General features: G+C 68.3%; 24 protein-coding genes. 13 read left to right on the top strand and 11 right to left on the bottom strand.

Features of this window, described 5'->3' with window-relative positions; genetic code table 11:
- Positions 1–41 precede the first annotated feature (41 nt).
- The 5 genes from GGQ87_RS13880 (at position 42) to GGQ87_RS13860 (ending at position 3387) form a co-directional block, all read left to right on the top strand.
- Positions 42–722 (top strand): hypothetical protein, encoded by a 681-nt coding sequence (locus tag GGQ87_RS13880; protein ID WP_168048737.1) that lies wholly within the window; start codon positions 42–44, stop codon positions 720–722.
- On the top strand, positions 715–951 hold the full coding sequence (locus GGQ87_RS13875) for a helix-turn-helix transcriptional regulator (RefSeq protein WP_168048735.1): 237 nt from the start codon (positions 715–717) through the stop codon (positions 949–951). Before GGQ87_RS13880 ends, GGQ87_RS13875 begins: the two co-directional genes overlap by 8 nt.
- Positions 952–1081: 130 nt before the next feature.
- Positions 1082–1684, top strand: coding sequence for a hypothetical protein (locus GGQ87_RS13870; protein WP_168048733.1), 603 nt, complete (start codon positions 1082–1084; stop codon positions 1682–1684).
- Between the two features lie 113 nt (positions 1685–1797).
- A complete protein-coding gene (locus GGQ87_RS13865) occupies positions 1798–2103 on the top strand; it encodes an SCP2 sterol-binding domain-containing protein (RefSeq protein ID WP_168048731.1) in 306 nt (101 codons plus the stop codon).
- A gap of 75 nt (positions 2104–2178) precedes the next feature.
- The gene (locus tag GGQ87_RS13860; RefSeq protein WP_168048729.1) at positions 2179–3387 is read left to right on the top strand and encodes an acyl-CoA dehydrogenase family protein; all 1209 of its coding nucleotides are present in this window, start codon (positions 2179–2181) and stop codon (positions 3385–3387) included.
- Here GGQ87_RS13860 and GGQ87_RS13855 read toward each other — a convergent pair.
- Genes GGQ87_RS13855 through trmFO form a run of 3 tightly spaced genes read right to left on the bottom strand, consistent with a single transcriptional unit; the run spans position 3384 to position 6533 of the window.
- On the bottom strand, positions 3384–4262 hold the full coding sequence (locus GGQ87_RS13855) for an oxygenase MpaB family protein (protein WP_168048727.1): 879 nt from the start codon (positions 4260–4262) through the stop codon (positions 3384–3386). The genes GGQ87_RS13860 and GGQ87_RS13855 overlap by 4 nt on opposite strands.
- Positions 4263–4273: 11 nt before the next feature.
- A complete protein-coding gene (locus GGQ87_RS13850) occupies positions 4274–5143 on the bottom strand; it encodes a metallophosphoesterase (RefSeq protein WP_168048725.1) in 870 nt (289 codons plus the stop codon).
- Positions 5144–5147: 4 nt separating this feature from the next.
- On the bottom strand, positions 5148–6533 hold the full coding sequence (gene trmFO, locus GGQ87_RS13845; RefSeq protein ID WP_168048723.1) for a methylenetetrahydrofolate--tRNA-(uracil(54)-C(5))-methyltransferase (FADH(2)-oxidizing) TrmFO: 1386 nt from the start codon (positions 6531–6533) through the stop codon (positions 5148–5150).
- A 113-nt stretch (positions 6534–6646) separates the two neighbouring features.
- On the opposite strand from trmFO, the gene GGQ87_RS13840 reads away from it, so the two are divergent.
- Genes GGQ87_RS13840 through GGQ87_RS13830 form a run of 3 tightly spaced genes read left to right on the top strand, consistent with a single transcriptional unit; the run spans position 6647 to position 9529 of the window.
- A complete protein-coding gene (locus GGQ87_RS13840) occupies positions 6647–7573 on the top strand; it encodes a hypothetical protein (RefSeq protein WP_168048721.1) in 927 nt (308 codons plus the stop codon).
- Between the two features lie 35 nt (positions 7574–7608).
- Complete coding sequence (locus GGQ87_RS13835) at positions 7609–8529, top strand: DUF7847 domain-containing protein (protein WP_168048719.1); 921 nt, start codon at positions 7609–7611, stop codon at positions 8527–8529.
- Positions 8530–8584: 55 nt separating this feature from the next.
- Positions 8585–9529, top strand: coding sequence for a CPBP family intramembrane glutamic endopeptidase (locus tag GGQ87_RS13830; RefSeq protein ID WP_168048717.1), 945 nt, complete (start codon positions 8585–8587; stop codon positions 9527–9529).
- On the opposite strand, the gene uvrA is transcribed toward GGQ87_RS13830, so the two are convergent.
- From uvrA to GGQ87_RS13815, 3 genes are all read right to left on the bottom strand, one after another.
- Positions 9526–12462, bottom strand: a complete 2937-nt coding sequence (gene uvrA / locus GGQ87_RS13825) for an excinuclease ABC subunit UvrA (RefSeq protein WP_168048715.1) — start codon at positions 12460–12462, stop codon at positions 9526–9528. The two genes, GGQ87_RS13830 and uvrA, sit on opposite strands and share 4 nt — an antisense overlap.
- 167 nt (positions 12463–12629) lie before the next feature.
- Complete coding sequence (locus tag GGQ87_RS13820; protein WP_168048713.1) at positions 12630–13058, bottom strand: putative periplasmic lipoprotein; 429 nt, start codon at positions 13056–13058, stop codon at positions 12630–12632.
- A 54-nt stretch (positions 13059–13112) separates the two neighbouring features.
- Complete coding sequence (locus GGQ87_RS13815; protein ID WP_168048711.1) at positions 13113–13601, bottom strand: group III truncated hemoglobin; 489 nt, start codon at positions 13599–13601, stop codon at positions 13113–13115.
- Positions 13602–13801: 200 nt separating this feature from the next.
- Between GGQ87_RS13815 and GGQ87_RS13810 the strand changes: the two genes are divergently transcribed.
- Positions 13802–15427 carry an ABC-F family ATP-binding cassette domain-containing protein gene (locus GGQ87_RS13810; protein ID WP_168048709.1) on the top strand — a complete coding sequence of 542 codons (1626 nt, stop codon included), beginning with the start codon at positions 13802–13804 and terminating at the stop codon, positions 15425–15427.
- Here GGQ87_RS13810 and GGQ87_RS13805 read toward each other — a convergent pair.
- Genes GGQ87_RS13805 through GGQ87_RS13795 form a run of 3 tightly spaced genes read right to left on the bottom strand, consistent with a single transcriptional unit; the run spans position 15411 to position 17253 of the window.
- On the bottom strand, positions 15411–15854 hold the full coding sequence (locus GGQ87_RS13805; RefSeq protein ID WP_168048707.1) for a flagellar basal-body protein FlbY: 444 nt from the start codon (positions 15852–15854) through the stop codon (positions 15411–15413). The two genes, GGQ87_RS13810 and GGQ87_RS13805, sit on opposite strands and share 17 nt — an antisense overlap.
- A complete protein-coding gene (locus GGQ87_RS13800; protein WP_168048705.1) occupies positions 15851–16147 on the bottom strand; it encodes a rod-binding protein in 297 nt (98 codons plus the stop codon). The genes GGQ87_RS13805 and GGQ87_RS13800 overlap by 4 nt, the downstream gene beginning before the upstream one ends.
- A 2-nt stretch (positions 16148–16149) precedes the next feature.
- Positions 16150–17253, bottom strand: a complete 1104-nt coding sequence (locus GGQ87_RS13795; protein WP_168048703.1) for a flagellar basal body P-ring protein FlgI — start codon at positions 17251–17253, stop codon at positions 16150–16152.
- Between the two features lie 153 nt (positions 17254–17406).
- Here GGQ87_RS13795 and GGQ87_RS13790 point away from each other — a divergent pair, with 153 nt between their 5' ends.
- The 3 genes from GGQ87_RS13790 to gltX all read left to right on the top strand — a co-directional run bounded on the left by GGQ87_RS13790 (position 17407) and on the right by gltX (position 19875).
- The gene (locus GGQ87_RS13790; RefSeq protein ID WP_245161610.1) at positions 17407–17862 is read left to right on the top strand and encodes a flagellar assembly protein FliX; all 456 of its coding nucleotides are present in this window, start codon (positions 17407–17409) and stop codon (positions 17860–17862) included.
- Between the two features lie 181 nt (positions 17863–18043).
- Positions 18044–18472, top strand: a complete 429-nt coding sequence (gene dksA / locus GGQ87_RS13785) for an RNA polymerase-binding protein DksA (protein WP_168048701.1) — start codon at positions 18044–18046, stop codon at positions 18470–18472.
- Positions 18473–18540: 68 nt separating this feature from the next.
- A complete protein-coding gene (gene gltX, locus GGQ87_RS13780) occupies positions 18541–19875 on the top strand; it encodes a glutamate--tRNA ligase (protein WP_168048699.1) in 1335 nt (444 codons plus the stop codon).
- A 77-nt stretch (positions 19876–19952) separates the two neighbouring features.
- Here gltX and GGQ87_RS13775 read toward each other — a convergent pair whose 3' ends face one another.
- Positions 19953–20243, bottom strand: coding sequence for a DUF8200 family protein (locus GGQ87_RS13775; RefSeq protein ID WP_168048697.1), 291 nt, complete (start codon positions 20241–20243; stop codon positions 19953–19955).
- Positions 20244–20362: 119 nt separating this feature from the next.
- Positions 20363–20965, bottom strand: a complete 603-nt coding sequence (locus tag GGQ87_RS13770; RefSeq protein ID WP_168048695.1) for an LOG family protein — start codon at positions 20963–20965, stop codon at positions 20363–20365.
- 82 nt (positions 20966–21047) lie between these two features.
- Here GGQ87_RS13770 and GGQ87_RS13765 point away from each other — a divergent pair, with 82 nt between their 5' ends.
- On the top strand, positions 21048–21800 hold the full coding sequence (locus GGQ87_RS13765) for a hypothetical protein (protein WP_168048693.1): 753 nt from the start codon (positions 21048–21050) through the stop codon (positions 21798–21800).
- The last annotated feature ends 174 nt before the right edge of the window (positions 21801–21974 follow it).

Genomic DNA, 21974 nt, shown 5'->3' with positions numbered 1-21974 from the left:
CAAGTAACCTCAAGGTGACATTCCACCGGGGAGAAGTCGACGTGGACGAGCAGGAACTGATCAAGGCGAAGCGGGCGCGGTCCCGGAAATTCTACGGTGGATTGGCCCTCGTCGTGATTGGCCTCGCGGCCGTGGCGACGGGTGGCGCCTTTGCGGATCAGAGCGGGGAGGCCGGAACTGGCGCGGGCTTCGCGGTCGGGCTGGGCGCCGCTTTCGTGCTGGGGGGCGCCCTCGTCGCCTGGGGTGCGCGACCCGGCGACACTCGCTGGATGCTCGAAGCGTCGCAGACCCGCAGGGACCGGTTGCAGGGCCAGCGCGCGCGGCAGCTGTTCCTGTTCCCGGCGGTGGCGCTTCTGTTCGCCGCCCTGGCGGTCGAGCCGGTCAACCGGATCGTCTCTGGCGACCAGACCTTCCGCGACTACCTCGCCGTGCTTCTGCCCGTTCTCTACGCCTGGCTCACCGCGGCCATCGCCATGGGCTGGGACAGCCAGTCACGGCACAATCGGCAGTTCCTCGAGGACGAACTGACCATCGTCATCCGGGCCCGCGCGATGACGATGGCCTTCCTCGTTCTGATGGTCGGAACCACGGTCGCGCTCGGATTCGCCCTGGCCCGGCCCGAGTCCGGCGCTGTCGCCCTGATGTTCGCCCTCGCCGCCGCGGGCGTGACGGCCGGCGTGCGCTTCGCATGGCTCGATCGGGAGGCGGGTCAGGATGGGTGATCCGCGTCTGGCGTCCCGCCTCAAGGAGGCACGGACTGCGGCGGGCCTGACCCAGGCCGACCTGGCCGAAAAGGCGGGCGTGTCGCGCAAGACCATCAATACGGTGGAGAACGGGGTCTTCATCCCGTCCACCATTCTGGCCCTGTCGCTCGCCCGAGCTTTGGGGGCGCGGGTCGAGGACTTGTTCTGGCTGCAGGACGAAGGCCATCTGGCCGACCCGCGTTCGTGAACCGTATGGTCGTTGAGGGATTGCACCGGGGTCACTGCACTCCGGCGCAATCATGTCCCCGCATCCCGGCCTCACGCGATTTTCAAACGGCCTCCGCCAGGTTCGCTCTCGCGTGCGTGGCGGACATCTCGTGGCACTGACCGGCGTTGCGGTCGCGGCCTTTGGCCTTCTGGGCCTTCGCGCGATCGATCTGCCGGGGCCCCATCCACTGACCGACGGCGAGCGGCTGAAGATCGAGGTGGTCCATCCGGTGGAGCCGGAGATCGTCCCGGGATCGAAGCTCGACGTCGGCGAACTGGTCACCGGCTTCAACGGGGTGCCCCCTTCGTCCCCGGCGATGACCGACGTGGCATGGAGGTCCGGAGAGTACCGCGAGGAGGAGGTCTCGTATCGGGCGCCGCCGCCGGAATGGTCACGTCCGGCTCCGGAAGTGACGACATCCCGCCCGCCCGAGCCCGAACCGGAGACACGTCCGCGCCGGGATGAAGGCCGGTGGTTCGGCTTCGATGCGCCGAGACGGGATTATCAGGCCGAGCGGGCCGCCCGCCGCGCCCGCCTCGAGGCGATGGACCGTCAGGCTTGGGAAGAGCGCGAGGCGCGCCGTCGCGAGTGGGAGTGGCGGCGGGATCAGGACCGCGAGCGGCGACGCGACGACCGGCGCTGGCGGGATGCCGGGCCCTACGACAGGCCCGACGACCTGGACGACCGCGACCGCTACGCCGATCCCCGGTAGTCTTCTTCCGGGAGCGTCGCCGTCGACGTCGTCGACAACTTGACCTGACGTGATCTTGGCACGCGCCTTCGCCGGGTCTAGGTCGGTGCCTCAACCTCTTCAGGAGACGCACCATGGCCGATCTGGCTCAAGTCACCGAACACATCCGCGGCGCCGTGGGCGACAACTCCGGTCTCGGCAAGACGGTCAAGCTCGACCTCGGCGATGCCGGCAAGATCTTCATCGACGGCGCCTCGGTTCCGAACACGGTGACCAACGACGACAAGCCCGCCGACGCGACGGTCACCATGTCCTGGGACGACTTTATGGCCCTGTCGAACGGCCAGCTCGATCCGATGATGGCCTTCATGCAGGGCAAGCTGAAGATCGCCGGCGACATGATGATCGCCCAGAAGCTGGCCCCGCTGCTGAAGCGTTGAGGCGCGTGGCGACGAACTGACTTTCAGCGGCGCGGCTCCGACGGGGCCGCGCCGTTTTCGCATCGGAGCACGACCATGGATTTCCGCCACAGCGACAGGGCCCTGCATTGGCAGGAGCGGGTGCGCCGCTTCATGGACGATAAGGTCCTGCCGCGCTCGGCCGAATACTGGGCCCAAGTCCGCGAGGACCATACGCGCCAGCCTCCGGTGATGGAGGAGATGAAGGCGCAGGCGCGCGAGGCGGGGCTGTGGAACATGTTCCTGCCGGGCGAGCACGGCGCGGGCCTCACCAACCTTGAATACGCCCCGCTGGCCGAACAGATAGGCCGCGCCCTGTGGTCGGCCGAGGTGTTCAACTGCAGCGCCCCCGACACCGGCAATATGGAAGTGCTCCATATGTACGGGAACGCGGAGCAGCAGGCGCGCTGGCTCAAGCCGCTCATGGCGGGGGAGATCCGTTCGGCCTTCCTGATGACGGAGCCGGAGGTCGCTTCGTCGGACGCCACCAACATCCAGACGCGGATCGAGCGGGATGGCGACCATTACGTCATCAACGGGCGCAAGTGGTGGTCGACGAACATGGGCCACCCGAACGTCGCGATCAGCATTGTCATGGGCAAGACCGACCCGGACGCTGCGACGCATGCCCAGCAGTCCCAGATTCTCGTCCCGACCGACACGCCCGGCTTCCGGGTCGAGCGGATGCTGACCGTGTTCGGCTATGACGAAAAGCCCATCGGCCACGCCGAGGTGGTGCTGGAGAACGTCCGCGTTCCGGTCGAGAACCTGATCGCCGGCGAGGGGCGGGGCTTCGAGATCGCCCAAGGCCGTCTCGGACCGGGCCGCATCCACCACTGCATGCGCGTCATTGGCGCAGCCGAGCGGGCGCTGGAGCTGATGACCGCCCGGTTGCTGAGCCGCACCGCCTTCCGCAAGCAGCTGGCCGAACATTCGGTATGGGAGCAGCGGATCGGCGAGGCCCGGACCCAGATCGAGATGTGCCGCCTGTTGGTGCTGAAAGCGGCCTGGATGATGGACAACGGCGGCGCCAAGAACGCCAAGTCCGAGATCGCCCAGATCAAGGTCGCCGCGCCTCGCATGGCGCTGAAGATCATCGACGACGCCATCCAGGCGTTCGGCGGTGCGGGCGTCTCGTCCGACACACCGCTGGCCGAGATGTACGCCATGGTCCGCACCCTGCGCATCGCAGACGGCCCGGACGAGGTCCACAACCGCACCATCGCCCGGCTGGAGTACGCGAAGCACGGCGGCCGGGGCGGCTAGAAGTCCGTCACGTCCTTCGGGTGCACGGCGCGGTTCGGCGAACCCCTGAAGGCCCAGCGCAGGACGCGGGCGGTCGTCAGGGCCCCGCCGCGAAGCAGCGGGCGGGGCAGGGCGGCTGACGGCGCATGCATGGCGCGGGCCCACCCGGGAAGCAGGTCCATTCCGGCCTGCATGATCACCCCGGCGGCCAGATCGATCGCGGGCGAGCCGATCGTCTGGCGCATCACCAGGGCGGCGACCTCATGCGTGCGGGCGTCGGCGCGGAGCTTCGGCCGGTACGACTGGATCAGCGCCTCTGCCTCCAACCGCGTGCGGGGCAGGGGATCGGCATGCAGCGCCGCGCCGATGCGGGCGGTCTCGGCAAAGTATGCGTCCTGTTCCGCCAGCGACATGCGCGGCTCCGCGTAACGGATCCAGGCGTCGAGGAAGCTGATCGTCTCGGTGACGTGCACCCAGGCCAGCAGTTCGGGATCGCTGACGCGGTAGGACGTCCCGTCGGGCAGGACGCCCTTCAGCTTCGCATGGATGCGGTTGACGCGGTCGATGGCTTCGCGGGCTGCGTCGGCGTGATCATAGGTCGTCACCGCGATGAACTTCGCCGTCCGCCTGAGACGTCCGTGCATGTCGGCGCGGAAGTCGGAATGGTCCCATACGCCGGCCAGCACCGCCGGATGCAGCATCTGCAGCAGCAGGCCCGAGACGCCGCCGATCATCATCGTGGTCACGTCGCCATTGACCTTCCACGCCACCGACTCCGGCGGAAACAGGGCGTCCGCCCGCCGCAGCACCGGCCGTTCGCCTCGTTCGGCGTCGTTGAAGACGTCGGTGATCTTCTGACGGATGCGGGCGCGGACGATGTCAGGGAGGGAAAGCATCTGGCCGCTCGTCACGGGACCACTGGCCCGAGCGTCACCAGCCACCAGTCGGGCCGGGCGCCGATACGGACCGGGACGGAGCCTGCGCCGATCCCGGCGGTGACGACGACGGTGCGCTCCGGGGTGCGGATCACGCCGCAGCGGTAGTGCGGATCGTAAATGTGCCTCATGCCCTCGCGTGGCGAGCGCTCGGCCAGTGAGCCTACGAGAGGGAGCACGACCTGCCCGCAGTGAGTATGGCCGGCCAGCAGGAGGCGGGCCTCCGGCGGCAGGTCGTGGACCATGTCGGGCGAATGGGTGAGCACGACCCGTGGGCCAGTCAGGCCGGCCGCGGACCGGAGAGCGAGGTCGAGCCGGTCATGATCCGAGAAAGCGTCGGAAACGCCGACCAAGGCCACGGGGCCGGCCTGGACCGCGCGGTTGTCGAGGACGACGATCCCGGCGCGCTCCAAAGCGGCGCGAACGCCGGCTGGATCGGTCCAGTAATCGTGGTTGCCCAGCACAGCGAAGACGCCGTAGCGAGCGCGGGCTCCGGACAGCGGCGCGGTCAGGTCGGTCGCCGCCTGCGGGAGCCCGCCGCCATGGCCGTTCACGAAGTCCCCCGCCAGCAGAATAAGGTCAGGATCGGCCGCGTTGACCTGATTCACGATGCGTCTCAGGCGCCCCGCGCTCATGCTGGTCCCTCCGATGTGGATGTCGCTGATCAGGGCGACCCTCAGCCGCGCTGCATCGGTGGGCCAGTCCGGCAAGGCGACGGTCGCGTCGCGCTGGACAGGGGCGGACCAGGCGGTGTGCAGACCCCACGCGAGGGCGAGGGCGATACATGCCACGACGGCTGCAAGAGCCAGCGCCGCCAGTCGTACCAACCGCCGCCTGTCCATGTCGTCAGGCGTCCCGCCACGCCTTCAACGCCGCGATGGCCCGTTCGCTCATCAGTCGCTTCTTGGCCCGGCCGCGGTCCTTGGGATTGATCCGTTTGCCCTCGGGATCAACCTTCGGCGCCTCCAGCGGCGGCAGAAGGCCGTAGTTGATGTTCATCGGCTGGAACTTGGAGCCTTCCAGATGGCCGCCGGTGATGTGCTCGACTAGGGCGCCCATGGCCGTCTCAGGCGGCGGGGGCGAGAGCTCGCGGCCCTGCGCCTGGGCGGCGGCGAGGCGGCCGGTCAGCAGGCCCATGGCGGCGCTTTCGACATAGCCCTCGACGCCTGTGACCTGACCCGCGAAGCGCAGGCGCGGCATGGACTTCAGACGCAGCTGGCGGTCCAGCAGCTTGGGCGAGTTGAGGAAGGTGTTGCGGTGCAGCCCGCCCAGCCGGGCGAACTGGGCGTCCTGCAGGCCGGGGATCATGCGGAATACCTCCGCCTGCGCGCCGTGCTTCAGCTTGGTCTGGAAGCCGACCATGTTGAACAGGGTGCCCAGCGCATTGTCCTGACGCAGCTGGACGATGGCGTGCGCCTTGACCGTGGGGTCGCGCGGATTGGTCAGGCCGACCGGCTTCATCGGGCCATGACGGAGGGTTTCGCGGCCCCGCTCGGCCATCACCTCGATAGGCAGGCAGCCGTCGAAGTACGGGACGTGCTCCCAGTCCTTGAACTCGGCCTTCGGACCGGACAGCAGGGCGTCGATGAAGGCGTCGTACTGCTCGCGGTTCATGGGACAGTTGACGTAGGCCGCCGCGTCTCCGCCGGGACCTTCCTTGTCGTAGCGCGATTGCCGCCAGGCGATGTCGAAGTCGATCGAGTCGGCGTGGACGATGGGGGCGATGGCGTCGAAGAAGGACAGGCTTTCCTCGCCCGTGGTTTTCAGGATGGCCTCGGCGAGGGCGGGGGAGGTCAGGGGGCCCGTAGCGACGATGACGTTGTCCCAGTCCTCAGGGGGCAGGCCGGCGATCTCCTCGCGCACGATGGCGACGAGCGGATGCGCCTCGAGCTTCGCCGTCACCGCCTGCGAGAAGCCTTCCCTGTCCACCGCCAATGCCCCGCCGGCGGGCACCTGATTGGCGTCGCCGCAGCTCATGATCACCGAGTCCAGCGCCCGCATCTCGGCGTGCAGCAGGCCGACGGCGTTATATTCCCAGTCGTCCGAGCGGAACGAGTTCGAACAGACCAGTTCGGCCAGTCCGTCGGTGTGATGGGCGTCGGTCTTCACGCCGGGGACGCCGCGCATCTCGTGCAGGATCACGGGCACGCCGGCGCTGGCGATCTGCCAGGCGGCTTCCGAACCGGCGAGGCCGCCGCCGATGACATGGACGGGAGAGGGGGAGGTGGTCATGGGCCGGGGTTCTAGCCTGCCCGGTCCGGCGCGCCAGGTCTTAAATTGGGATTCCGGTGGCGAGTCGCTGAAACGGCCCATAGGATGCCCGCGGGGAACAGGGGGAGGGGCGGATGCCATTTTCGATCACGGACGCTGCGTTCGAGGGATTCCGCGTCATGCGGCGCGCGCCATTGGCGGTCCTGATGTGGGGCCTGGCCTATCTGGTCATGCTGGTGCTCATCGTCCTGCTCTGCGGCACAGCCATCTTCTCGATGATGCAGGGCGCATCGATGGTCGAGAACGACCCCGCCTCCGCGATGGCCGCCTTCGGATCGTTGATGATGGTCTATGCGGTCGGGATTCCGCTCAGCATGATCGCCGCAGCGGTCGTGGTGGCGGCCACCTGCCGCGCCGTGCTGACGCCCGACAAGCCGGGCTTCTTCTACATGCGACTCGGTGGAGCCGAGCTCCGTCTGTTTGGAGCCTATCTCGTCCTGACCATCGGCGCCTTGGCGATCATTTTCGCCTTCGTCATGGTCATGGCCCTCATCTTCGGCGGAGCCGCGATGGCGAACGCAGGCACGGGCGGCGCGATGCCGACCGCGGCGATCGCGCTCATCTATCCGCTTATTTTCGGGGCGCTTATCCTGTGGGTGTGGCTTGCCGTCCGTCTGTCGCTTGTCGCTCCGATTACGGTAGCCGAGGGACGCTTCGCCCTCGGCCGGTCGTGGGCGGCGACCAAGGGCCGCTTCTGGACTCTGCTCGATCTCGGCGCGGCGACGATGGTGCGCTGGTTCATCGTCTACATGGCCATGGTCGTGCTGATGATGTTCGTGGCGATGGTGGGTGTCAGTGCGTTCCAGCCGGACGCCCTCGCTTCGATGGAGCAGTCGCCCCAGACGCACTGGAGCGCGATCCTGCCGCTGGTGATCGCCTACATCGTCTTCATCGCCGGGTTTAGCGCCATACAGTTCACGGTCATCAGCACGCCGTTCGCGGCCTTCTACCGCGACGTGATCGCGCCGAAGCCTGCGCCAGCGACCGAAACCGCCGCCTGAGGCCGGCGCCCACAGCATCCTCACAGGAGGGAAGAATGGCCTTTTCGGGTAGTGACGCCGCGTTTGAAGGCTTCCGGCTCGTCAGACGCAAACCGCTGGCGCTGGTCGCTTGGGCCTTGCTGTATGCGGTGCTGAGCCTCGCCAGCCTGTTCGCCATGTCCCATGCGATCGGCCCCATGACAGCTTGGAGCGAGCGCATGGAGGCGCTCGACTCGGCCTCCACGCCGGCCTCCCAGGCCCAGGTGATGGCGGCCTTCCAAGGCCTTGGTGAACTGATGCTGAACTTCGCCTGGCTGCTGCCGGTGTCGCTCGCCATCGGCGCCATGCTGATGGCCGCGGTCGCCCGGGCGGTGCTGAATCCGCGGGCCGGGGGCTTTGGATACCTTCGGCTGGGCATGGACGAAGTCCGCGTCTTCGTCGTGACCCTTGTTCTGGCGATCCTGATGGTCGGCGTCTGGATGTGCATCTGGATGCTTGTCGCGATCCTTCTGGTTGTCGCGGCGGCCACGTCGGCAAGCTGGATGTGGCTTCTGGTCGTACTCGGCGTCCTGGCCGGTATCGGCTTCATGATCTGGCTCGCTGTCCGTCTCAGCCTCGCCGTTCCGATCACCGTGGCCGAGAACCGCTTCGCCTTCTTCGACTCGTTCAAGGTCACGCGCGGGCATTTCTGGTCGCTGCTGGGGATGGCCGTGATCGCCGGCGTCATGGTGCTGGTCATCAGCGTGCTGTCGTGGATCATCACCATGCCGCTGGGCATGATGGTTGGACATGAAGCATGGTCCGTAGGCGCGAACAGCGATCCTGAGGCCATGGCCGCCGCGCTCGACATCAGCAACCCGTGGGTGATCGTCAGCGCCTTGGTCGAGGCGGTGATCTACGCCCTGACCGTCGGCGTGATCTATGCGCCGTTCGCCGCCGCCTACCGGGACATCACGGGCGCTCCCGCGGGCGATTGATCACCGAAAACCCACGTCACCTTCACCGCGCGCACCGCACAACAACGAAGCAGTCATGGCCGGAATCGAACTCTACGCACCTCGTCATCCGCGGCATCGCCGCACCTGGACCGCCGCCGCGCTCGTGCTGGCGGTGGTCTTCATCATCGCCGGCCAGATCCTCGGCTCCATACCGGGGGTCATGCTCGGCTTCCTGACGCCCGAAGGCGCCGAGAACGGCTGGCAGGGTACGGCCTTCATGCTGGCGAGCTTCGCCATCACGGCGGTCGTGGTTGTCCTTTGGGTCACGCTGTTCGAGCGGCGGGGCATCGCGACGATCGGCTTCAACGGGTCCGGCCCGAAGCGCTTCCTGCGGGGCTATGCGATCGGGCTGGCGTTCCTGCTCGCCGTCGTCGGGATCATCTGGGCTCTAGGCGGCTACCGGATCGACGCCGGCGGCGCCTTCTCGTCGGCCGATGTCGGGGCGGCCTTGCTGCCGATCCTCGTCCTGATGGTCGGGTTCGTCATCCAGGGCTCAACCGAGGAGATCCTGACCCGCGGCTGGCTGATGCAGGTGATCGCGTCGCGTCACGGCCTCGCCTGGGGCGTCGGCCTCAGCTCGGCCCTGTTCGGCCTTCTGCATGCCGCCAATATCGCTCCGTCGCCGGAACTGCTGACCGGCGTGCTGAACGTCGTCCTCTTCGGCGTCTTCATCGGCCTCTACGCCGCGCGTGAAGGCTCGTTGTGGGGCGTGTGCGGCTGGCACGCCGCCTGGAACTGGCTCCTCGGCCTCGGCTTCGGGCTGGAGGTCTCCGGCCACGTCGTCGACGCCACGCCGCTGATCGTCGACCTCGGCACCCAGACCACCGTGCCGTGGTGGGTGACCGGCGCCGCCTTCGGCCCCGAAGGCAGTGCGGTCACGACCGTGGTGCTGCTGATCGGCGTCGCGGTCCTGATCGTGAAGGGCCGCAGCCGGGACTTCGGCGTCGTCGCGGACGCCGCGGAAGCGCCCGCCGCCTAGGCCCGCTTCTTCACGCGCGCGGGCTTGGCCTCGACCGAGCCCGCCAGCGCCGAAACCCGCGCCTTGCGGCGTGTCTCGTGCCGGTCCAGCACCTCCTTGAGGTATTTGCCGGTCCAGCTCTTCGGATTGGCCGCGACCTGTTCGGGGGTGCCTATCGCGACGATCTCGCCGCCGCCGTCGCCGCCCTCGGGTCCGAAGTCCAGCAGCCAGTCGGCCACCTTGATGACGTCGAGATTGTGCTCGATCACCACGATGGTGTTGCCGTTCTCGACCAGCTCCTGCAGCACCTCCAGCAGCTTGCGGGTGTCCTCGAAATGCAGGCCGGTGGTCGGCTCGTCGAGGATGTAGAGGGTCTTGCCGGTGGCCCGCTTCGACAACTCCTTGGACAGTTTGACCCGCTGGGCCTCGCCGCCAGAGAGAGTCGTCGCGGACTGGCCGACCTTGACGTAGCCCAGGCCGACCCGGTTGAGGGTCAGCATCTTGTCGCGGATCGACGGCACGGCCTTGAAGAAGCTGCCGGCCTCCTCGACCGTCATGTCCAGAACGTCGGATATGCTCTTGCCCTTGAAGACGATTTCCAGCGTCTCGCGGTTGTAGCGCCTGCCCTTGCAGACGTCGCAGGTGACGTAGACGTCGGGCAGGAAATGCATCTCGATCTTGATCAGGCCGTCGCCCTGACAGGCCTCGCAGCGCCCGCCCTTGACGTTGAAGCTAAACCGGCCGGGTCCGTAGCCGCGGGCCTTCGACTCCGGCAGGCCGGCATACCAGTCGCGGATGGGGCCGAAGGCGCCGGTGTAGGTGGCCGGGTTCGAGCGCGGCGTGCGGCCGATGGGCGACTGGTCGATGTCGATGACCTTGTCGAACATCTCCAGCCCCTCGATCCGGTCGAAGGGGGCGGGGGCGTCCGAGGCATTGTGCAGCCGGCGGGCGGCGGCCTTGTAGAGAGTCTCGATGGTGAAGGTCGACTTGCCGCCGCCGGACACACCGGTGACGCAGGTGAACAACCCGCCGGGGATTTCACCGGTGACGTTCTTCAGATTGTTGCCGGTCGCGCCGCTGATCTTGAGCATCTTCTTGCGGTCGACAGGGCGCCGGCCCTCGGGCGGCAGATCGATCTCGCGCTCGCCGGTCAGATATTTGCCGGTGAGCGACTTCGGATTGGCCATGACGTCGGCGGGCGTGCCCTGGGCGCAGACTTCGCCGCCGTGAATGCCGGCGGCCGGTCCCATGTCGATGACATAGTCGGCCGTGAGGATGGCCTCTTCGTCATGCTCGACGACCAGCACCGAGTTGCCGAGGTCGCGCAGCCCGCGCAGGCTCTCCAGCAGGCGTGAGTTGTCGCGCTGGTGCAGGCCGATCGACGGCTCGTCCAGCACGTAGAGCACGCCGGTCAGGCCTGAACCGATCTGCGACGCCAGCCGGATGCGCTGGCTCTCGCCGCCCGAGAGGGTTCCCGACGAACGCGACAGGCTCAGATAGTCGAGCCCGACATTGTTCAGGAAGCGCAGCCGGTCGGTGATCTCCTTCAGGATGCGGCGACCGATCTCCATCTGCTTGTCGGTCAGCTTGTCGTTCAGCGCGGTGAACCACTCGTGGGCGCCCTTGATAGACAGCCACGACACCTCGGCGATGTCCGTGCCGGCGATCTTCACCGCCAGCGCCTCGGGCTTCAGCCGTTTGCCGCCGCAGGCCTCGCAAGGGGTCTCGGACTGGAACCGGCCCAACTCCTCCCGGACCCATGCACTGTCGGTCTCACGCCAGCGCCGCTCGAGGTTCGGCAACACGCCCTCGAACGCCTTCGACACCTCATAGGTGCGGGCGTTGTCGTCGTAGCGGAACTTGATCTTCTCGGTCCCGGTGCCGTGCAGGATCGCGCGTTGCGCCTGCTCCGGCAGCTCGCGCCACGGCTTGTCCATGGAGAAGCCGTAGTGCTGGCTCAGCGACTGCAGCGTCTGGGTGTAGAGCGGCGACGGCCCGCGCGACCACGGCGCCACAGCACCCTTGTGCAGGGTCTTGTCGCGGTCCGGGATCACCAGATCGGCGTCGAACGCCAGCTTGACCCCCAGACCATCGCACACCGGACAGGCGCCGAACGGATTGTTGAACGAGAACAGCCGCGGCTCGATCTCGCTGATCGTGAAGCCCGAAACCGGACAGGCGAATTTCTCGGAGAAGGTGATGCGGCGCGGCTGCTCGCCCTCCGGCGCATTGGCCCATTCGGCCACGGCGATGCCGTCGGCCAGCCCCAGCGCGGTCTGCAGGCTGTCGGCATAGCGGCTCTCCAGCCCCGCCTTGGTGACGATCCGGTCCACCACGATGTCGATGTCGTGCTTGAACTTCTTGTCGAGCGTCGGCGCGTCCTCGATGGCGTAGAACTGGCCGTCGATCTTCAGCCGCTGGAAGCCGGCGCGCTGCCATTCGGCGATTTCCTTGCGGTATTCGCCCTTCCTCCCGCGCACGACCGGCGCGAGCAGAAGCAGGCGCTCGCCGTCCGGCAGGGCGCTCAGCTTGTCGACCATCATGGATATGGTCTGGCTCTCGATCGGCAGGCCCGTTGCGGGCGAATAGGGCACCCCCACACGCGCCCACAGCAGGCGCATATAGTCGTGGATTTCCGTCACCGTGCCGACGGTGGAGCGCGGGTTTTTCGAGGTCGTCTTCTGCTCGATGGAGATGGCCGGCGACAGGCCTTCGATCAGATCCACGTCCGGCTTGCCCATCAGCTCGAGGAACTGCCGGGCGTAGGCGCTCAGGCTCTCGACGTAGCGGCGCTGGCCCTCGGCATAGATGGTGTCGAACGCCAGCGACGACTTGCCCGAGCCGGACAGTCCGGTCATCACGACCAGCTGCTCGCGCGGGATGTCGAGGTCGACGCCCTTGAGATTGTGTTCGCGCGCGCCGCGCACGCGGATGAAGTTGTGCTTTTCGGTCATGAGGCCTGGAGGCTTGGGAGTCCGGGAACGCGGAGCGGCCGGGCAAGCTCCGGCGCGACAGCGCTATATGGGGATTGGTTCGCGGGATTCAGCAAGAACAATGTAGGAACAAACGGTCCGCCGCACCAGACTGCTGCCAGATTCTGGCATCGAGGCGGACCGCGCAGCTACTCGTCCAGGAAATCGCCGGCGTTGAAGGTGATGATGCAGCGATGATCAGCGCCATCAAGCGCCGAGCAGGAATCGACGCCGAACATGTTGGCCACGACTTGCGCCGTCGACCGGTATGTCCGACCGCCTTGCTCGAAGGCCGAGCCGATCTCCGCGCTCCACGGTCCAAGCGCGTCATAGAAGGCCTTCGCCGGGGTGCCTGTGCAGGTGAAGAGCAGAAGTTCGTCGCCGCCGCCGTCGGAGGCCCGGCGGTAACTGCCCGTGTCCGCTGCCTGCCTGAAGCAGTCCGCATAGAGGCGTGCGTGAGCCGGGGCGGACTCGCTGACGATCGGAGAAAAGTCCGGCGCGGCCACAGAGGCGGTCGGGGCATGGGCGCAGGCCGAGGCGAGCGAGGCGACGGCGGCGATGAGAGCGAGATGGCGCATGACGGATCCTCCACTTCGACCGTGCCACGACGGCGCGGTCATGGCCACGCCCCGCTATTCGCCCGGGCTCCACGCCTCCGTGGGCCGCACATAGCGCTCGCCCTTGGCCAGCAGCACGCCGTTGGCGCCTGCGATGCCGAGCTCCAGACTCTCGGCGATCCGCTGCGCTCGTTCGATGAAGTGCTCCGCGGCGAGGGGCGGGCACCGCTCCCGGGCCGTGGCCTCGAACAGCTCCAACCAGCGGTCGAAATGCCGCGCGTCGACGGGCAGGGGCAGGTGTTTCGGCATTGGGCGGCCATGGTAAGCCCCGCTCATCAGCGCCACAGACGACCAGAACAGCCGCATCTGCTGCAGGTGCGGCTCCCAGGCCGTGATACGGTCGTTGAACACCGGCCCGATCACCGGGTCGGCGCGAACCCGCTCGTAGAAGCCGTCGACGAGCCGGGCGATCATCGCTTCGTCGATGCCCGTTTCCGCCTGCATCTGCTCGACCATGGCCGAGCGACGGGCGGCGGCGTCCTGATGGTCGGGAGCTTCGCTCATGGCCGCCATCTAGGGTGCGACGCCGAACCAGACCAGCCGGTAACGGCTTCGTCAGCCGTTCCTGTCCCCGAAATTACTTGCGAACCCGGAGCTTCGCACCCATCCTTCCCTTTCGAGTGAGTTCACTGGAGGCCCGACGAACATGATCAGCGCACTGGGAATTGGTTTCGCCCTTTCCGCTTCGCTGCTCGCGTTGGTCCATGCCCTCAATCAACCTCGTCCCAAGCCCGTCCCCATCCGCATTCGTGACGCTCGATCGCGTCGCGGCCCGGACGCCTGACGGCCACACCCTATTCTCCGGGCTGAGCCTCGCCTTCGGGCGTGAGCGCACGGGTCTTGTCGGCCGCAACGGCGTCGGCAAGACCACGCTGCTGCGCCTCGTCACGGGCGAAACCCTTCCTGCGGAAGGCGCGGTCTCGCGAACGGGCGGCATCGGCTGGCTGGAACAGAGGCGGGAAATACGGCCCGGCGAGACCGTGCTCGAGCTGCTCGGCGTGGCGCGGGCCATGGCAGTCGTCGGGCGCGTGCTGGCCGGGGAAGGTGATTCCGATGATCTCGCCGCCGCCGATTGGACGCTGGAGACGCGGATCGCAGCGGCCTTGTCCGACGTCGGCCTCGGGGGTCTCGATCCCGACCGGCCCGCGCGGACGCTCAGTGGCGGCGAGCAGACGCGCGTGCGCCTCGCCGGCCTGCTGCTGCGGCAGCCGGACCTGCTGGTTCTCGACGAGCCCACCAACCACCTCGACGCCGCCGGCCGCGCCGCCATCGCTGACCTGGTGGGCCGCTGGAAGGGCGGCGCGGTCGTGGTCAGCCATGATCGCGAGCTGCTGCGCCGGATGGACCGGATCGTCGAACTGTCCGGCCTCGGCGCCGCTGTCCACGGCGGGAACTACGACCTCTATGAGCGGCGGAAGGCGGCCGAGCGCGCGGCGGCGGAACGCGATCTCGAAGTCGCCGAGCGCAACGCCGCCCGGATCTCTCGCGAAGGCCAGCGGGCCGTCGAGAAGAAGGCCCGGCGCGACAAGGCTGGCCGGGCCTTCGCCGCGAAGAAGTCCGAGCCGAAGATCCTGCTCGGCGCCATGGCCGAGCGGGCCGAGAACTCCGGCGCCCGGGAGAACCTGCTGGCCCAGCGCCAGGCAGCCGAGGCGGAGGCCGAACTGAACGAGGCGCGTGAGCGGGTCGAGCGGGTGCGCGCCATGGCCATCCCCATGCCATCCACCGGGCTCCCCGCGGGCAAGACTGTGCTGGCGCTCGATGCCGCGGCTTGGGACGCGCCTGACGGGCGGCGCATTGTGGGCCCGATCTCCCTGCGTCTGACCGGTCCGGAGCGGGTGTCGATCACCGGCGCCAACGGCGCAGGCAAGACGACGCTGCTGCGGCTTATGACGGGCGAACTGCAGCCAACAAGCGGCTCGCTCGAGCGGCCGGTCGCCGCGGCCCTGCTGGATCAGGAGGCGGCGCTGCTGCGGCCGGACGAGACCCTGATCGAGGCCTGGCGCCGTCTGAACCCCGACACGACCCCCAACGACGCCCATGCAGCGCTGGCTCGCTTCCTGTTCCGCAACACGGCGGCGCAGCGGGTGGTGGGCACCCTATCCGGCGGCGAGCGACTGCGGGCGGCTCTGGCCTGTGTGATGAACGGCGCCCGGCCGCCGCAGCTGCTGATTCTCGACGAGCCGACCAATCACCTCGACCTCGACTCGATCGCGGCGGTCGAGGCGGCGTTGCAGGCCTATGACGGCGCGGTGGTCGTGGTCAGTCACGACCCGGACTTCCTGCGCGCGGTCGGCGTCGAGCGGACGATCGAACTCAGGCGGTGCGATTGAACGCGACCGCCCGCCCATCCGCCGTATTGGCCCGGCCGCTAGCGCCGTAGGCCGAGGGGCTGCCGCGCTGGGCCGCGACCTCGGCGGCGATGGTCTTGACCAGTCCTTCGGAGATTATCCGCGCCGCCTCGATGGCCCGCGAGTGCCGGCTCAGCACCGCCTCGAAGGCTTCGGTCACCCGGATCAGGGCTGTGCGCTCGCTCGCCGGAGCGGCGGCCAGCACGCTGGGATTGGCCTTCACCTGCGCCGACTCGCGGCGGTAGGCATTGGCGAGGTCCTGCGTTCCGGCGAGGGTGGCGGCGGCGTCCTGCGGCCGGTGCGCCTCGAACGCCTTGGCCTCGGCGCCGAGGCTGGCGGTCAGCCGCTCCGTCAGATCGATCAGCTGCCGCACCCGGGCGGTGGCGTTCAGTTCGGCGGATCCGGTCATTGTCCCTGCTCCTGCATCTTCAGCATCTGGGCGACGACCTGATCGGCCAGGCCGATGCCGCCGGCCCTGACCGTCTGTTTGGCCATGGCCTCGACCATGAAGCTGCGCCAGGTGCTTTCGCCCTCTCCGCCGCCGAAGGGACCGTCGGTCGAGAGGCCCTCGAACATCGGCTTCAGCATCTGCGACAGGAAGGAGGCCTCGAACGCCTCGGCGGTCTCGCGCATCCGCGCGGTGGGGGCGGGCGGCGCCGGGGCCGGCTGGAGCAGGGAAGGGGAGACGGACAGGTCGCTCATGCTCACATCACCTCGATTTCGGCCTGCAGCGCGCCGGCGGCCTTGATGGCCTGCAGTATGCTGATCATGTCGCGGGGGCTGACGCCGAGGGCGTTGAGGCCGTTGACGAGGTCGGACAGAGAGGCCCCGCCGCCGACGATCCGCATCTGCCGGCCCAGCTCTTCCTCGACCGAGACGTCCGACTGGGGCACGACCGCCGTCTCGCCGCGGCTGAAGGGCTCGGGCTGGCTAACCAGCGGCGTTTCCTGCACGGAGACCGTCAGATTGCCCTGGGCGATGGCGACGGTGGAGACCCGCACCGCGTCGCCCATGACGATGACGCCGTTGACCTCGTCGATGATCACCTTGGCCGGGGCATCGACCTGCACCGGCAGGTTCTCGACCCGGCTGATGAAGCCCGCCATGCCCATCTGGCCCGGCGCGCGCAGGGCGATGACGGTGCCGTTCTCGGCCAGGGCGGCGTTCGGATAGACCTGGTTGATGGCGGCGGCGACGCGCTGGGCGGTGGTGAAGTCCGGATTGCGCAGCGTCAGCCGCACCTCGTTCATATTGGCCAGCTGGAAGCCGGTTTCGCGCTCGACCGTCGCGCCGGAGGCGATCCGGCCCGCGGTCGGGACGCCGCGCGTCACCGACGAGCCGGAGCCGCCCGAGGCCGAGACGGCTCCGGTCTGGATCGAGCCCTGCGCCACGGCATAGACCTCGCCGTCGGCGCCCTGCAGGCTGGTGACCAGCAGGGTCCCGCCCAGCAGGCTCTTGGCGTCGCACATCGACGAGACGCTCACGTCGATGCGCGAGCCCGGCGTGGCGAACGGCGGCAGTTCAGCCGTCACCATGATCGCCGCCATGTTCTTGGAGTTGGCGTTGGAGCCGCGGATGTTGACGCCCAGCCGCTCGGTCATGCCTTCCAGCGACTGGCGGGTGAAGGGGCAGTTGCGCAGGCTGTCGCCGGTCCCGTTCAGCCCGACCACCAGTCCGTAGCCGACCAGTTGGTTGGTGCGGACGCCCTCCACGGCGGCGATGTCCTTGATCCGCGACTGGGCGGAGGCCGAACCCGCGAATCCCGCGATGGCGGCGGCGGTGAGCAGGGAAGCGAGCAGTTTCTGCATCGGTACGGTGTCCGCGAACTGTTGTGCTCGCCACGATGCCAGCCTCGTGCCAACCAGAAACGTGAGCAAAAACAGGGCAGGTTGCAGTTGGTCTCCCTGTCGATCCGGCAGAAACTGCCGGGCCGTTAACCAAACAGTGACTGGCGGCCCCCGATGGTCCGCTATGTCCTGGAGTCGCATTCCATGAAGGTCACCGGCCCCTCAGGCCCGTCCTCGTCGCAGGGCGCCCGTCCCGCGAAGGCGGCCGGCGGCTTTTCCGTGCCGTCATCCAGCGCGGGAGCCCCCGCGGGCGCGACGGCCTCGGCCGCCTCCGTCGGCGGCGTCGCGGGCGTGTCCGCCCTGATGGCCCTGCAGGGCGTCGAGGACGCCACGGAACGCCGTCGCCGCGCCATCCGCCGGGGCAGCGGCCTGCTGGATCGGCTGGACGAGCTGAAACTGGCCCTGCTGGGGGGCGAAGCGGGTGAGGGCGCCCTGGAGCGCCTCGGCCGAGGTCTGCGCGAAGAGCGGCCCATCGACGCCGATCCCGCCCTGAATGGCCTTCTCGCCCAGATCGACCTGCGAGCCGCGGTGGAGCTGGCCAAGGCCGATCTTCGCCGCACTGCAGCATAAGTCGGCGAAATCTTTCGCAAAAGCGTGCTCGCCGAGCGCCGGGTGATGAAGAAATGTCACGCTCCGGCATTCTCCCGATCAAACGCCGGTCACGCTCGCGCGAGCGTTGTTGCCGCGACTCTTCGCCATCCCTATACGCAGCACTGCGCCACAGGGGGGCGCTGTTGAAAGCGTGAGTGCGATGAACGCATTAGCGTCTGTGATCGAGCCGGCCGCGTACAGGCCGTCCGACGACGAGCCGTTCATGAATGAACGGCAGCTGGCCTATTTCAAGGGCAAGCTCTTGGCCTGGAAGGACGAAATCCTTCGTGAGTCCAAGGGCACGGTGACCAATCTCAAGGCTGAGACGGAGAACCATCCGGATCTCGTCGACCGGGCGTCATCGGAATCGGACCGCGCGCTGGAGTTGCGGACCCGGGATCGTCAACGGAAGCTGATCTCGAAGATCGACGAGGCCCTGCGCCGGATCGAGGACGGGTCCTACGGCTATTGCGAGGAAACCGGAGAGCCGATCAGCCTTGGCCGCCTGGAGGCCCGCCCCACCGCAACCCTCTCGGTCGAGGCCCAGGAACGGCACGAGCGCCGCGAACGCGTCCACCGCGACGACTGACGACCGCCACGCCTTGACTTGAGCGGCTACGGGGGCGACCTACGCGCCTCGCGTTTCAAGGTCGTCTGATGTCCGTCAAGGTTCGTTTCGCCCCGTCGCCGACGGGTAAGCTGCACGTAGGCAATGTGCGCACGGCGCTGGTGAACTGGATGTTCGCCAAAGGCCAGGGCGGCGCGTTCGTCCTGCGCATCGACGACACCGATCTGGCCCGCTCCACGCCCGAGTTCGAACAGGGCATCGAGGACGACCTGAGCTGGCTCGGCCTGGTCTGGGATGAGCGCCACAACCAGTCGAAGCGGTTCGACCGCTATGAAGAGGCCGCCGCCCGGCTGAAGGCTTCGGGCCGGCTGTATCCCGCCTATGAAACCGCCGATGAACTGGACCGCCGCCGCAAGGTGCAGCTTTCGCGCGGCCTGCCGCCGATCTACGACCGTGCCGCGCTCGAGCTGACGGACGATCAGAAGGCCGCCTACGAGGCCGAGGGCCGCCGCCCGCACTGGCGCTTCAAGCTGGACGGCAAACGTGTGGCTTGGGAAGACCTGTCGCGCGGCCACGCCGAGGTCGACACCGCCTCGATGTCCGACCCGGTGCTCATCCGCGAGGACGGCCTGTTCCTCTACACCCTGCCGTCGGTGGTCGACGACATCGACATGGGCATCACCCACGTGATCCGGGGTGAGGACCACGTCACCAACACCGGCGCCCAGATCGAGATCTTCGAGGCGCTGGGCGGGCCTGTGCCCTCGTTCGCCCATATGCCGCTGCTGGTCGGCGCAGACGGTCAGGCCCTGTCCAAGCGGCTCGGCTCGCTGTCGATCTCGGAAATGCGCGAGCAGGGCTATGAGCCGATCGCCATCACCAGCCATCTGGGCCGTATCGGCACCTCCGATCCGCTCGAGGTCGGGACCTCCATCGACGCCCTCGGCCAGAGCTTCAGCTTCTCGAAGATGGGCCGTTCGCCGGCGCGCTACGACACCGCCGATCTGGACCGGCTCAACGCCCAGGCTCTGCATGTCATGGACTACGCCACGGCGCAGCCGAGGCTGGCGGCGCTGAACTGCGATCTCGGCGAACCTGTCTGGAACGCCCTGCGTCCCAACCTTCAGAAGTTCTCGGATGTGGTTGATCTGGAACGGATCATCAGCGGTCCGGTTACGCCGGTGGTCGACGATCCGGCCTTCGCCGCGGCGGCGCTCGATGTCCTGCCGGCGACCCTTGAAGCCGACGCCTGGTCGGTCTGGACCGCGGCGGTCAAGGCGCGGACCGGGGCCAAGGGCAAGGCGCTGTTCATGCCGCTGCGCCACATCCTGACCGGTCAGGAGCATGGCCCCGACATGGCGACGCTGGTGCCGCTGATCGGCCGCGAGCGGATCGAGAAGCGCCTCGGTGGCGAAACCGCCTGATCGTCACCCCGGGATGCAGAAAGGGCCGCCCCCGGCAGGGAGCGGCCCTTTTGCTTGGTCGATAGCCGCTGCGCCGATCAGGCGTTGCAGGCGGCGATCTGTTCGGCCGTCAGGTCGACGCCCTTGTAGGTGAAGGCGGTCACGGCGCCGAAGCGGGCGACGACGCGGCGGCAGGCGCGGGCCGCGGTCTGGCTGGCGCCGCCGGTGGCGGTGCAGGCCGAACCCTCGCAGCGCCACGTGGCGCCGTCGATGATGGTGCGCGAGGCCGGAGCCTTGGCGGCGTCGGCGAGAACGGCGCTCGAAACCGGGGCCTGGGCGAAGGCGGGGGCGGCGGCGAACAGGGTCGCGGCGATAAGCAGAGCACGCATGGGGAGGTCTCCGATGTTGGCGGGGCGTGTTTCCGCCCGGTGATCGCCAATGTCCGTTTTGATACGCAACTGTCAAGCCGCGTTTTCAAAAGAGACGAACTTGACTGACCAACGATTACTTATCGCTGATCATGTTGCAAGTGGGGCACATCGTCCGCCGCCCGGACGGCCTCGATGGCCGCCTCGACGCTGTCGCAAACCACCCACGCCTGCCGGAACGACGGCGGCGTCATGCCTTCCTCGATGCTGTGGTCCATGACCGCCAGCAGGGCGTCCCAGAAACCGTTCAGATTCAGGAAGATCACCGGCTTGGCGTGCAGGTCGAGCCGCTTCCACGACAGCACCTCGATAGCCTCTTCCAGCGTGCCGACGCCGCCCGGCGCGACGACGAAGGCGTCAGACTGGTCGTACATCAGCGTCTTACGCTCGTGCATCGAGGGAACGACCACCGTCTCGACGTCGTCGAACAGCCGTTCGCGGCTGCGCAGGAAGCCGGGCATGATTCCCAGCACCCGTCCGCCGGCCCCGTGCGCCGCGCGGGCCGAGGCGCCCATCAGGCCGACGCCGCCGCCGCCATAGACCAGCCGCCAGCCCTGACGCGCCGTCTGCTCGCCGAACGCCGTGGCCGCCGCCAGATACTCGGGACGAACGCTTTCGGCGGAACCGCAGAACAGGCAGACGGACTTGCCGTCGAACGGCTGGATGGTGACGGGCGGCGACATGGAGCCTCTTGAAGACAGTGAAAGACAGCCGGCGTCCCGCCGCGCTATCTGGGGCGACACTCCTAACGGTCGGAGAGGCAGGATGAAACGGGCGATATTGTCCATGGCCGCGGCCGTGCTCGCCGGCGGCGCGATGGCCTGCTCCCCGACGCCGCCCCGGCCGGACAAGGCGGCGGCGGAGACCGGCGGGGACTGGGCCCAGCCGCCGGTCATCCAGCGGGTGCAGCGCAACGGATCGGCGCTCGTGGTCTCCGGCGCGGCCCAGCCCGAAGCGCGGGTGGTGCTGCGCGGAGACGATGGCGCCGCCTTCGCCGCCACCGCCGATTCGCAGGGCCGGTTCGAACTGCGCGTGCCGGCGCCGGCCCAGCATCTGCTGCTGCGTCCCGAGACCCAGGTGGGGCAGGACACCGCGCCCTCGCCGGATCGCCTGCTGATCCTGGCGGCGGGGCAGGGACCGATCGCCGTGCTCCGACCGGGCGGGGCGACTCGCCGGCTCGACGCCGCGCCGGCGCTCGGAGCCATCGATAGCGACGGCCGAATGCGTGTCGCCTCGGGCCGGACCGCACCGGGCGCAACGCAGATTCAGGTCCGGGGCGGCGGCGAGACGGTCCCGGTGACGCCGGATGCGGAAGGGCGCTGGTCGGTCATGCTGGCGCCGCACGCCGGGCCGGATTCGATCCAGGTCGGCGACCGCGAATTCGTCTGGCCGGGAGAGCCCGCGTCGCCCTCCCAGAACCTGTCGGTCGAACGGTCGGGGGCCGGCTGGATGATCCGCTGGACCGCCCCCGGAGGCGGTCGCCAGTCGACCTGGCTGCCCGATCTCGCGGGCGCCTGACATGGTTTAGCGCTTGTTAACCAATTCAGCGGATCGAGGGGGCGTCTTCCTTCTTTCGAGGACACCCACCATCACCGAACTACTTCAGCCCGGCGCTCGCGTCGGGCTTTTTTCTTGCGCCCATGCCGACGGCGCCGATGGCGGCTTCGGGCCTGTCACGATGTCGGGGGAGGC

Origin of the sequence: Brevundimonas alba (assembly GCF_011927945.1) — a bacterium.
Lineage (GTDB): Bacteria > Pseudomonadota > Alphaproteobacteria > Caulobacterales > Caulobacteraceae > Brevundimonas > Brevundimonas alba.
Note: the sequence above shows the minus strand (reverse complement) of the source record. Positions and strands in the feature narration are given on the sequence as shown.

Excerpts from the sequence above, each read along its gene's own strand:
- GGQ87_RS13875 (WP_168048735.1), top strand. The coding sequence starts at position 715 with ATGGGTGATCCGCGTCTGGCGTCCCGCCTCAAGGAGGCACGGACTGCG.
- GGQ87_RS13865 (WP_168048731.1), top strand. The coding sequence starts at position 1,798 with ATGGCCGATCTGGCTCAAGTCACCGAACACATCCGCGGCGCCGTGGGC.
- GGQ87_RS13860 (WP_168048729.1), top strand. The coding sequence starts at position 2,179 with ATGGATTTCCGCCACAGCGACAGGGCCCTGCATTGGCAGGAGCGGGTG.
- GGQ87_RS13855 (WP_168048727.1), bottom strand. The coding sequence starts at position 4,262 with ATGCTTTCCCTCCCTGACATCGTCCGCGCCCGCATCCGTCAGAAGATC.
- GGQ87_RS13850 (WP_168048725.1), bottom strand. The coding sequence starts at position 5,143 with ATGGACAGGCGGCGGTTGGTACGACTGGCGGCGCTGGCTCTTGCAGCC.
- trmFO (WP_168048723.1), bottom strand. The coding sequence starts at position 6,533 with ATGACCACCTCCCCCTCTCCCGTCCATGTCATCGGCGGCGGCCTCGCC.
- GGQ87_RS13840 (WP_168048721.1), top strand. The coding sequence starts at position 6,647 with ATGCCATTTTCGATCACGGACGCTGCGTTCGAGGGATTCCGCGTCATG.
- GGQ87_RS13835 (WP_168048719.1), top strand. The coding sequence starts at position 7,609 with ATGGCCTTTTCGGGTAGTGACGCCGCGTTTGAAGGCTTCCGGCTCGTC.
- GGQ87_RS13830 (WP_168048717.1), top strand. The coding sequence starts at position 8,585 with ATGGCCGGAATCGAACTCTACGCACCTCGTCATCCGCGGCATCGCCGC.
- uvrA (WP_168048715.1), bottom strand. The coding sequence starts at position 12,462 with ATGACCGAAAAGCACAACTTCATCCGCGTGCGCGGCGCGCGCGAACAC.
- GGQ87_RS13820 (WP_168048713.1), bottom strand. The coding sequence starts at position 13,058 with ATGCGCCATCTCGCTCTCATCGCCGCCGTCGCCTCGCTCGCCTCGGCC.
- GGQ87_RS13815 (WP_168048711.1), bottom strand. The coding sequence starts at position 13,601 with ATGAGCGAAGCTCCCGACCATCAGGACGCCGCCGCCCGTCGCTCGGCC.
- GGQ87_RS13810 (WP_168048709.1), top strand. The coding sequence starts at position 13,802 with ATGCCCTCAATCAACCTCGTCCCAAGCCCGTCCCCATCCGCATTCGTG.
- GGQ87_RS13805 (WP_168048707.1), bottom strand. The coding sequence starts at position 15,854 with ATGACCGGATCCGCCGAACTGAACGCCACCGCCCGGGTGCGGCAGCTG.
- GGQ87_RS13800 (WP_168048705.1), bottom strand. The coding sequence starts at position 16,147 with ATGAGCGACCTGTCCGTCTCCCCTTCCCTGCTCCAGCCGGCCCCGGCG.
- GGQ87_RS13795 (WP_168048703.1), bottom strand. The coding sequence starts at position 17,253 with ATGCAGAAACTGCTCGCTTCCCTGCTCACCGCCGCCGCCATCGCGGGA.
- GGQ87_RS13790 (WP_245161610.1), top strand. The coding sequence starts at position 17,407 with ATGGTCCGCTATGTCCTGGAGTCGCATTCCATGAAGGTCACCGGCCCC.
- dksA (WP_168048701.1), top strand. The coding sequence starts at position 18,044 with ATGAACGCATTAGCGTCTGTGATCGAGCCGGCCGCGTACAGGCCGTCC.
- gltX (WP_168048699.1), top strand. The coding sequence starts at position 18,541 with ATGTCCGTCAAGGTTCGTTTCGCCCCGTCGCCGACGGGTAAGCTGCAC.
- GGQ87_RS13775 (WP_168048697.1), bottom strand. The coding sequence starts at position 20,243 with ATGCGTGCTCTGCTTATCGCCGCGACCCTGTTCGCCGCCGCCCCCGCC.
- GGQ87_RS13770 (WP_168048695.1), bottom strand. The coding sequence starts at position 20,965 with ATGTCGCCGCCCGTCACCATCCAGCCGTTCGACGGCAAGTCCGTCTGC.
- GGQ87_RS13765 (WP_168048693.1), top strand. The coding sequence starts at position 21,048 with ATGAAACGGGCGATATTGTCCATGGCCGCGGCCGTGCTCGCCGGCGGC.